This window comes from Streptomyces sp. NPDC014894 (genome assembly GCF_043080985.1).
Taxonomy (GTDB): domain Bacteria; phylum Actinomycetota; class Actinomycetes; order Streptomycetales; family Streptomycetaceae; genus Streptomyces.
This window is the reverse complement of sequence record NZ_JBIBWD010000004.1, coordinates 324,015-335,590: the sequence shown is the minus strand read 5'-3', so window position 1 is coordinate 335,590 and position 11,576 is coordinate 324,015. Positions and strand designations below refer to the sequence as shown.

The 11,576-nt window shown below is 75.6% G+C and carries 1 protein-coding gene; it reads left to right on the top strand.

Translation table 11 applies throughout. The features are described from left to right. The first annotated feature begins 41 nt into the window (after positions 1-41). On the top strand, positions 42-11,552 hold the full coding sequence (locus ACF089_RS12400; protein ID WP_392025317.1) for an alpha/beta fold hydrolase: 11,511 nt from the start codon (positions 42-44) through the stop codon (positions 11,550-11,552). Positions 11,553-11,576 lie beyond the last annotated feature (24 nt).

Sequence of the window (11,576 nt, the reverse complement as noted above, 5' to 3'; positions counted from 1 at the left end):
CCGCGCCCTCTCCCCTGACCCACGCCTTCCCCACCCCTTGTGTGGCTCCACTTCCTGACCGACCGCTGACTCACCGCATGGAGCGAGTAATGGACGACGCCGAGAAGCTCCGCCATTTCCTGACCCGGGTCACCGCCGAGTTGCAGGAGACGCGCGCACGACTGCGGGCGGCGGAAGCGACGGCCGACGAGCCGGTGGCGATCGTCGGCATGGGCTGCCGCTACCCCGGCGGCGTCTCGTCGCCCGAGGGCCTGTGGGAGCTGGTGTCCGGAGGCGGGGACGGCATATCCGGGTTCCCGGCCGACCGGGGCTGGGACCTGGCCTCGCTCATCGAGCCGGACGGCGACCGGCCCGGCACCTCGTACACGGCCGAGGGCGGTTTCCTGTACGAGGCGGGTGAGTTCGACGCCGGGTTCTTCGGGATCTCGCCGCGCGAGGCCCTGGCGATGGACCCGCAGCAGCGGCTGCTCCTCGAAACGTCCTGGGAGACGCTGGAACGCGCGGGCATCGACCCGGCCTCGCTGCACGGCAGCAGGACCGGCGTCTTCGTCGGGGCCAGCTTCCGCGACTACGGCAGCAGGCTGCCCGCGATCCCGGAGGAGGTCGAGGGCCATGCCATGACCGGTGTCGCCGGCAGCGTCGCCTCCGGCCGTATCGCCTACACCCTCGGCCTGACCGGACCGGCGCTGACCGTGGACACCGCCTGTTCGTCCTCGCTGGTCGCGCTGCATCTGGCCGTACAGTCGCTGCGCCGCGGGGAGTCGTCGCTCGCCCTGGCCGGCGGGGTCGCGGTGATGTCGACGCCCGACCTCTTCACCGAGTTCAGCAAGCAGCGCGGGCTCGCCTCCGACGGCCGCTGCAAGGCGTTCTCCGCCGCCGCCGACGGCATGGGCGCCGCCGAGGGCGTCGGCATGCTGCTGGTGGAGCGGCTCTCCGACGCCGAGCGCAACGGCCATCGCGTACTGGCGGTGATCCGCGGCTCGGCGGTCAACCAGGACGGCGCGTCCAACGGACTCACCGCGCCCAACGGCCCGTCACAGGAACGCGTGATCCGCGCCGCGCTGGCCGACGCCGGAGTGGCCGCGTCCGAGGTGGACGTGGTGGAGGCGCACGGTACGGGAACGGCCCTCGGCGACCCGATCGAGGCGCGGGCGCTCCTGGCCACGTACGGCAGGAACCGGCCCGACGAGCGGCCCGTACTGCTCGGCTCGGTGAAGTCCAACATCGGCCACACCCAGGCCGCCGCGGGCGTCGCCGGGGTGATCAAGATGGTGATGGGCCTCCGCCACGGTGTGGTGCCGCGCACCCTGCACGTCGACGAGCCGAGTCCGAAGGTGGACTGGGCCTCGGGCGCGGTCGAGCTGGTGACGGAGAACGCGGCCTGGCCGGAGGCCGACCGGGCGCGGCGGGCGGCCGTGTCGTCCTTCGGCGTGAGCGGCACCAACGCCCACGTCATCGTCGAGGCCGCACCGAGCATCGAGTCCCCCGTACAGGAGGACGCCGCCGGGCCCGTGCTGCGGACCGACGTGCTGCCCTGGGTGCTGTCCGGGCACTCCCCCGAGGCCCTGCGCGGACAGGCGACACGCCTGCGCGCCTTCGCCGCCACCGGCGACGCCTCACTCAACGACATCGGCTGGTCCCTCGCCCGACAGCGAACCGCGTTGGAACACCGCGCGGTGGTGGTGGCCGAGGACCGGGAGGAGTTTCTCGCGGGGCTGGACGCGATCGCCGCAGGTGAGCCCGCCGCGAACGTGGTCAGCGGCACGGCGGCGGACGACGGCGACGACGTGGTGTTCGTGTTCCCGGGGCAGGGCTCGCAGTGGGTCGGCATGGCCGCCGAACTCATTGAGACCTCGCCCGTGTTCGCGCAGTCCGTCCGGGCCTGCGCCGACGCGCTGGCGCCGCACGTCGACTGGGACCTCCTCGACGTACTCCACGACACCACAGACGGCACCGCCCTGGAACGGGTCGACGTCGTCCAGCCGGTGCTCTGGGCCGTGATGGTCTCCCTCGCCGAACTGTGGCAAGCGACCGGAGTGACACCGACAGCCGTCGTCGGACACTCGCAGGGCGAGATCGCCGCAGCCTGCGTCGCAGGCGCACTCACCCTCCAGGACGGCGCACGCCTGGTGGCCCTGCGCAGCCAGGTCATCGCCGAAGAACTGGCAGGCCACGGCGGAATGCTGTCCCTCGCCGCCTCGGCCCAGCAGATCGGTGAACTCCTCGCGGACCGGGACGGCGTATGGATCGCCACCGTCAACGGACCCGAATCCGTCGTCGTCGCAGGCGACCGCACCACCCTCGACCAGGTGACGGCCGAAGCGGAAACAGCCGGCATCCGCGCACGACGCGTCAACGTCGACTACGCCTCCCACACACCCCACGTAGAACGGGTCCGCGACCGGCTCCACCACATCGCCACCGCCATCACCCCACGCACAGCTGACATCCCCATGTACTCGACCGTCACCACCCAACCCGTCCAGGGCACAGAACTCGACGCCGACTACTGGTACCGCAACCTCCGCGAACAAGTCCGCTTCCACGACACCGTCACGGCACTCCTGAAAGACGGCAACACCACCTTCCTCGAAATCAGCGCCCACCCCGTCCTCACCGGCTCCATCGAAGAGACCGGACACGCGGCCGACACCCCCCTCACCGTCACCGGCACCCTCCGCCGCGACCACGGCGGCCCACGCCAGCTCCACACAGCCCTCGCCACCCTCTGGACCCACGGCACCACTCCCGACTGGACCACCCTCCTCACCAACCCCACCACCCCCACAGACCTCCCCACCTACGCCTTCCAGCGCGAGCACTACTGGCTGACGTCCGGCGGCGTCGGCGATCCGCGGGGTGTCGGCATGTCGGTGGTCGGCCACCCGTTGCTGGCGGCCGGGGTGAGCGTGGCGGAAGGCGGTGGGGCCCTGTTCACCGGCCGGCTGTCCCTCGGCGCGCATCCGTGGCTCGCCGAGCACGCCGTGCTGGACCGGATCGTGGTGCCGGGCGCGGCCGTCGTGGAGCTGGTCCTCAGAGCCGGCCAGTACGTCGGCGCCGATCTGCTGGACGAACTGGTGCTGCGCACACCGCTGGTCGTCCCGGCGGACGGCGGGGCCGTCGACGTACAGGTGGGCGTCGACGCGGCCGACGACCGGGGGGCCAGGGCCGTACGCCTGCACTCGCGGCCGTACGCCCCGGAGCGGGACGCCGACGGTCTGGCGGCGGACTGGGAGTGCCACGCCACGGGCTCGCTGGTCGCCGTGCCCCCGCTCGCCGACGAGCCGACCGGGGGCGACGGGGCCGACGGCGGTGACTGGCCCCCGGCGGGCGCGGAGCCGGTGGGGCTCGACGGCTTCTACGAGCGTCTGACCGGGCACGGCTACGCGTACGGGCCGGTGTTCCAGGGGGTGCGGGCCGTGTGGCGGCGCGGCGAGGAGATGTTCGCCGAGGTCGCGCTCCCGGAGACGAGCGGCGTGGAGCGGTTCGGTGTGCATCCCGCGCTGCTGGACGCGGCCTTGCAGACCAGGCTCGTGACGCTGCTCGACGGGTCGGCGGAGGCCATGATGCCGTTCGCCTTCTCCGGGGCCAGGATCCACGCCACGGGCGCGACCGCCGCGCGGGTACGGCTCGCGCGGACCGGGCCGGACGTCTTCTCGCTGGAGATGAGCGATCTCGCCGGGCTGCCCGTCGTCACGATCGACGGGATCACCGTGCGCCCGGCGGCCGTCGGCGACGCGCCGGGGACGGCCGGGACGCCGAAGGACTCGATGTTCGAGCTGGAGTGGGTCCCGCTGTCCGGCGGGTCCTCGGCGGCCGGGCCGGACGCCGGGCTCGCGGCGATCGGCGAGCCGGTGCCGGGGCTCGATCTGCCCGTCCACGCGGATGTCGAGGCCCTGGTCGCCGCGCTCGGCGCGGGCGGTGTCCCGCCCCGGGCGGTGCTGCTGCCGTGCGCGCCGGGCGACGGCGTACGGGATGTGCCGCGGGCGAGCCGGGAGCGGCTGGTCACCGTGCTGGAGACGGTGCGGCGGTGGCTGGACCGGGCCGAGCTGGACGCCGTGAGGCTGGTGCTGGTGACCAGGGGCGCGGTGGCGGCGGGCCCGGGGGAACATGTCGACATGTCGGCGGCCGCGGTGCGCGGGCTGTGGCGGTCGGTGTGCGCGGAGCACCCGGGGCGGTTCGGCCAGCTGGACGTGGACGCGGTCTCGCCGCCGTCCTCGGTGGCGGCCGCGGCCCTGGTCGCCGGGGAGCCGGAGATCGCGGTGCGCGACGGGGCGCTGTCGGCGCCGCGGCTGCGCCGGGTCCCGGCGTCGGAGGCGACGGCGGTTCCCGCCGACGGTGCGTGGGGGCTGGACCTGGGGGCGGGCGACACGCTGGACGATCTGCGTCCGGTCCCGTGCCCGCCGGTCGTGTCGCCCCTGGAGCCGGGCCGGGTGCGGATCGGGGTGCGGGCGACCGGGATCAACTTCCGGGACGTCCTGGTCTCCCTGGGCGTCGTGCCGGACCGGGAGGGGCTCTTCGGCAGCGAGGGCGCGGGCGTCGTGCTGGAGGTCGGCCCCGGAGTCGACGGTCTGGCCGTGGGCGATCGGGTCATGGGGCTGCTGTCCGGCGCGTACGCCGGTCCGGTGGCCGTGGCCGACAGCAGGCTGGTCGTCCGGATGCCGCGCGGCTGGACGTTCGCCGAGGCCGCCTCCGTACCCGCCGTCTTCCTGACCGCGCGTTACGCGCTGACCGATCTCGCCGACGTCAGGGCCGGTGAATCGCTGCTGGTGCACGCGGCGGCGGGCGGGGTGGGCACGGCGGCCGTGCAGCTGGCGCGGCATCTCGGCGCGGAGGTGTACGCGACGGCGAGCGAGCCCAAGTGGCCCGCGGTGCGGGGCGCGGGCGTCCCGGCGGCGCGGGTGGCGTCGTCGCGCACCGCGGAGTTCGCCGACCGCTTCCTCCGGGAGAGCGAGGGGCGCGGCGTCGACGTGGTGCTGAACTGTCTGACCGGGCCGTTCGTGGACGCCTCGCTGCGGCTGCTGCCCCGGGGCGGCCGGTTCGTGGAGATGGGCAAGACCGATGTCCGGGACGCCGGCGAGGTGGCCGCGCGATGGCCGGGGGTGCGATACCGGGCGTTCGACCTCGGCGAGGCGGGCGCGGAGCGTCTGGGGGCGATGCTCGCCGAGCTGGCGGAGCTGTTCGAGCGGGGCGTGCTGACCCCGCCGCCCGTGACCGCGTGGGACGTACGGCAGGCTCCCGAGGCGTTCCGGCAGCTGAGCCGGGCGCGGCTCACGGGGAAGGCGGTGCTGACGGCCGCGCCGGCCGCGATCGAGGGCACGGTGCTGGTCACCGGCGGTACGGGCGTCGTCGGATCGGCCGTCGCCCGCCATCTGGTCGGCGTCCACCAGGTCACCGATCTGGTGCTGGCGGGCCGGCGCGGCGCGCGGGCCCCGGGGGCCCGGGAACTCGTCGCCGAGCTGACCTCGGCGGGCGCGTCGGTGCGGGTGGCGGAGTGCGATGTGTCCGACCGGGCCGCGCTGGCCGCGCTGCTGGACGGGCTGCCCGGGCTGCGGGGGGTGGTGCACGCGGCCGGCGCGGTGGACGACGGGGTGATCACCGCGCTGACGCCCGAGCGGCTGGACACCGTGCTGCGGGCCAAGGCCGACGGGGCCTGGCATCTGCACGAGCTGACCCGGGACCGCGATCTGTCGCTCTTCGCGCTCTTCTCCTCGGCCGCCGGGGTGTTCGGCTCGGCGGGCCAGGGCAACTACGCGGCGGCCAACGCGTTCCTGGACGCGCTCGCCCTGCACCGGCGCGCCCGAGGGCTGCCCGCGCACTCGCTCGCCTGGGGGCTGTGGGCCGAACGCAGCGCGCTCACCGGCGATCTGACGGCCGCCGACCTGGACCGGATGCGCCGCCAGGGGATCGAGCCGCTCACCGCCGAGCAGGGCGTGGCGCTGTTCGACGCGGCGGTGCGCTCGCCGCGCGCCCTGAGCGTGACCGCCGCGCTGGACGTGGCGCGCCTGCGCCGGCGGGGCGACCCGGGGCCGCTGCTGCGCGGGCTGGTCCGTACGCCGGCGCGGCGCACCGCCGTGAACGCGGCCGGCGGCGACGGGCCGCTCGGGCGTCTGGCCGGGCTCTCCCCGGCGGAGCGCGACCGGACGCTGACCGATCTGGTGCGCGCGCAGGCCGCCCAGGTGCTCGGGCACGGGCGCGCCGACGCCGTGGCGGGCGACCGGGCCTTCAAGGATCTGGGCTTCGACTCGCTGACGGCGGTCGAGCTGCGCAACCGGCTCGGCGCGGCGACCGGGCTGCGGCTGCCCGTGTCCGTGGTGTTCGACCATCCGACACCGGTCCGGCTGGCGGCCGCCCTGCTCGAACGGCTGGCGCCGGCGGGCGGCGGCCCCGGCTCCGCGCCCGTCGCGCCGGCCGGGCCGCCCGCCGCGGCCGCCTCGGACGACGACGCGATCGCCATCGTCGGGATGAGCTGCCGTTTCCCCGGCGGCGTCGCGTCGCCCGAGGAGCTGTGGCGGCTGCTCGCCGAAGGGCGGGACGCCATGGGCGCCTATCCGGACGACCGCGGCTGGCGGGTCGAGCTGGGCGACCCCGGGTCGTCCGCGAACCGCTTCGAGCAGGTCGGCGGATTTCTGCACGACATGGCGGACTTCGACGCCGAGTTCTTCGGGATCTCGCCGCGCGAGGCGCTGGCGACCGACCCGCAGCAGCGGCTGCTGCTGGAGGCCGGCTGGGAGGCGTTCGAGCGGGCCGGGATCGACCCCGTCACGCTGCGCGCCACGGCCACCGGGGTCTTCACCGGGCTGATCTACAACGACTACGCGTCCCGGTTCCCGACGCTGCCCGCCGGTTTCGAGGGGCACCTCGGCAACGGCAGCGCCAACAGCGTGGCGTCCGGCCGGATCGCGTACACGCTCGGGCTGGAGGGACCGGCGATCACGGTGGACACCGCGTGTTCGTCGTCGCTGGTCGCCCTGCATCTGGCGGCGCAGGCCCTGCGGCAGGGGGACTGCTCGCTCGCGATCGCCGGCGGGGTGACGGTGATGTCGACGCCGAGGCCGATGATCGAGTTCAGCCGGGTCGGCGGGCTCGCCCCCGACGGCCGCTCCAAGGCGTTCTCGGCCGCCGCCGACGGCATGGGGTTCGCCGAGGGGGTCGGCATGCTGGTGGTGGAGCGGCTCTCCGACGCCCGGCGCAACGGACGCCGGGTGCTGGCCGTGCTGCGCGGCTCCGCGCTCAACCAGGACGGCGCGTCCAACGGACTGACCGCGCCCAGCGGCCCCGCCCAGGAGCGGGTGATCGCCCAGGCGCTCGCGAACGCCGGTGTCACGGCGGCCGAGGTGGACGTGGTGGAGGCGCACGGTACGGGGACGGCGCTCGGCGACCCGATCGAGGCGCGGGCGCTCCTGGCCACGTACGGCAGGGACCGGCCCGCGGACCGGCCCGTACTGCTCGGCTCGGTGAAGTCCAACATCGGCCACACGCAGGCGGCCGCGGGCGTCGCCGGGGTGATCAAGATGGTGATGGCGCTGCGCCACGGCGTCGTACCGCGCACCCTGCACGTCGAGCGCCCCGCCGAGCACATCGACTGGTCGGCCGGGGCGCTGCGGCTGGCCACGGACAACACGCCGTGGACCGGGGGCGGGGCCGGGCGGCCGCGCCGGGGCGCGGTGTCGTCGTTCGGCATCAGCGGCACCAACGCGCACGTGATCATCGAGGAGAGTCCCGAGGTCGGGAGCCCCGGCCTTGAGGGGGCCGGGCCTCGCGGAGTCGGGCGCGAGGGACCCGAGGCTGAGGCGGCCGGGCTTGAGACGGCCGGACTTGAAGGGGCGGAGGCTGAGGTGCCCGAGGCTGAGCGGTCCGAGGCCGGCGGGTCCCAGGCCGGCGGGTCCGGCGTCGGCGGGCCGGTGCCGTGGGTGCTCTCGGCGGCGAACGCCGACAGCCTGCGCGAACAGGCGCGCCGCCTGCACGAGCGGGTGAGCGCGGACCCCGCCCTGCGTCCCGTCGACGTCGCCCGTTCGCTGCTGACCACCCGGTCCCTGTTCCGGCACCGGGCCGTGGTCGTCGGACGGACCCGGGAGGAGCTCCTCGACCGGCTGGCGGCGGTGAGCCTCGGCGAGCCCTCGGCGGGCGCGGTCTCCGGTGCGGCGGCCGACCGGGCCGGGACGGTGTTCGTCTTCCCCGGCCAGGGCTCGCAGTGGGCCGGAATGGCCGCGGACCTCCTGGACGCCTCGCCGGAGTTCGCCGCCTCCGTCGGCCGGTGCGCCGAGGCGCTCGCCCCGCACACCGACTGGTCGCCGCTCGACGTGCTGCGCGGGCGGCCGGGCGCGCCGTCCCTCGACCGGGTCGACGTGGTGCAGCCCGTGCTGTGGGCCGTGATGGTCTCGCTCGCCGAGCTGTGGCGCTCGTACGGTGTGGAGCCCGCCGCCGTGGTGGGGCACTCGCAGGGCGAGCTGGCTGCGGCGTGCGCGGCCGGGGTGCTGTCGCTCGGCGACGCGGCCCGGATCGTCGCCCTGCGCAGCCGGCTCATCGGCCGCGAACTCGCGGGCCGGGGCGGCATGGTCTCGATCGCCCGCCCGGTCGGGGAGGTGACGGAGCTGATCGCGCCCTGGGCCGATCGGATCTCCGTGGCCGTCGTGAACGGTCCGGGGGCCACCGTGGTCGCGGGCGCGGCGGCGGCGCTGGACGAGCTGATGGAGGTGTGCGCGCGCGACGGCGTCCGGGCGCGCCGGGTCCCCGTGGACTACGCCTCGCACAGCGCCCAGGTCGAGCGGCTGCGCGAACCGCTTCTCGAACTGGCCGCGTCCGTCGAGCCGCGCGCGGGCGATCTGCCGATGCACTCCTCGGTCACCGGGGCGCTCCTGGACGGCGGCGCGGCCGGAGCCGGGTACTGGTACCGGAATCTGCGCGAGACCGTCCGCTTCGACACCGCGACGCGCGCCCTGGCCGGCGCGGGCCACGAGGTGTTCGTGGAGGTCAGCCCGCACCCGGTGCTGATCAACGCGATCGAGCACACGCTGGAGGAGGAGTCGGGCCGGGCCGCGCGGGCGGTGGTCGCCGGGACGCTGCGGCGCGGGGAGGACGGCCGGGAGTGCGTGCTCGGGGCGCTGGCGGAGGTGTTCGTACGCGGCGTCGCCGTGGACTGGACGCGCTCCTTCGCGGGCGGCCGGACCGTGGATCTGCCGACGTACGCCTTCGACAGGCGGCGGTACTGGCTGGACGCCCCCGAGCACAGCGGCGACGCGAGCGGCCTCGGGCTGACCGCCACCGGCCATCCGCTGCTGGCGGGCGCTCTCGCCCCGATCGGCGGCGGCGTCCTGCTCTGGTCCGGCAGGCTCTCCCGGACCTCCCACCCGTGGCTCGCCGACCATGTGGTGCTGGACACCGTGGTGCTGCCCGGCAGTGTGTTCGCCGACTGGGCGCTGTACGCGGGCCGCGCGTCCGGGTGCCCCCGGATCGAGGAACTCACGCTGGAGGAGCCGCTGTTCCTGACCGCCGACGCGGCGGCGCACCTTCGGGTCGAGGCGGCCGAGGCCGACGCGAGCGGCCGGCGCGTCCTGACCGTCCACTCCCGCGTGGAGTCCTCCGGCACTGACCCGGCGGAGGGCTGGGTGCGGCACGCCCGGGCGGTCGCGTCGCCCGAGCCGCCCGCCGACGGCCCGGACGAACCGCCCGCCGACGGCTCGGAGACCGGCGACCCCGCCGACGCGACCGCCTTCGCGGAACTCTCCGGCGCGTGGCCGCCGCCGGGCGCGTCGGCCGTCCGGCTGGACGACTTCTACACCGCGACGGCCGCACGCGGATACGCCTACGGGCCCGCCTTCCGGGGACTGCGGGCCGCCTGGCGGCGCGGTACGGAGGTCTTCGCCGAGGTGTCCCTCGGCGACGGGCCCGCCGGTCCCGCCGACGGCTTCGTCCTGCACCCCGCGCTCCTGGACGCCTCGCTGCACGCGGCGGGCGTGCCCGGCGGGCCGTTCGACGGGGAGGGCGACGGGGAGGGCGGCGGCGCACAGGTCCGGATGCCGTTCGCCTGGTCCGGGATCCGGCTGCACTCCGCGCCCACCGCCGCGCTGCGGGTCCGGCTGTCCGCCGACGGGCCGGACGCGCTCGGGGTCCATCTCGCGGGCAGCATCGGCCAGCCGGTGGCCTCCGTCCGGCGGCTGGCCCTGCGGGCGGTGTCCCCGGAGCGCTTCCGGGAGGCCATGGCCTCCGCCGCCCGGCCCGTCCCGCGCGAGCTGCCGCGGACCACCTCGGCGGAGAGCGCCGCGGCCCGCCGGGTGCGGCGGGCCGCGCCCGGGGCGCGCCCGGGGCTGCTGGCGCGTCTCGTGCGGGACCAGCTCGGCGCCGTACTGCGGCACGACGTCACGGACGCCGACGGGGAGGCCGGGTTCCTGGAGCTGGGGATGGACTCGATCGCGGGGATCGCCCTGCGGGACCGGCTCGGCGCGCTGCTGGATCTGGAGCTGCCGGCGACGACGACGTTCGAACACGCCACCGTGTCACGGCTAGCGGCCCGGCTCGCCGTACTGCTGGACGAGTCGGCAGGACCCGGGGCCGGAGCCGGAGCCGCCGGGTCCACAGGGTCCGGGGCCGAGCCCGGGACCGGATCCGGGGCCGCCGCCGGGACCGCCGCCGCCGAGGCCGAACCCGGGCGCGCCGCGGACCCCGTACCCGCCGCCGGCCGCGAGGACGCCCCGGCCGCGCACCCCCTGGACAGCATCACCGCCCTCTACCACCAGTCCTACGCCGTCGGCAGGACCGGCACCGCCGGCATGGACCTCATCCAGGCGGCGGGCCGGCTCCGCCCGTCCTTCACCGCCGGGGAAGCCGCCGATCACGTACTGCCGACGGTCCGCATGGCCACCGGCGACGGCAGCCGGGCCATGCTGGTCTGCCTGCCCGCCATCACCGCCACCGCCGGGCCGATCCAGTACGCCATGATGGCCCAGCACTTCGAGGGCGGCCGGGACGTCCTGTCGATGGTCAACCCCGGCTACGCCGAGGGCGAGCTGGTCGCGGACACCTTCGACGCCCTGGTCGAGGCCCATCTGGTGCGGCTGCGCGAGACCGTCGGCGACCGGCCGTTCGTGCTGCTCGGGCACTCCATGGGCGGACTGGTCGCCCACGCCCTGGCCATGCGGGCCGAGGAGGCGGGACCGGCGCCGGACGCCGTCGTCCTGCTCGACACCTTCCAGGCCACCCACCAGTTCTCGGAGAAGACCACCCTCGCGATGAACGAGGGCCTGGACTCGCGTGAACGGCTGCTCGGCCCGCTCGCCCTGAACGGGGTGAAGCTGACCGCCATGGGCCGCTACAACGCCCTGTTCATGGAGGAGTGCGCGCTGCTGCCGGTCCGCGCCCCGACGCTCTTCGTCAGCGCCGCCGACCCCATGCCCCACCAGGACGAGGGCTTCGAGGACGAGGGCTGGCGGGCGGCCTGGCCCTTCCCCCACACCGCCCACGCCACGCCGGGCGACCACTTCACGATGATGGAGCACAACCTGCCGCTGACCACCGCCGCCATCGAGAACTGGCTCACCGAACACGGACTGTGACCCGCTCTCGCCCCCCATCGACGA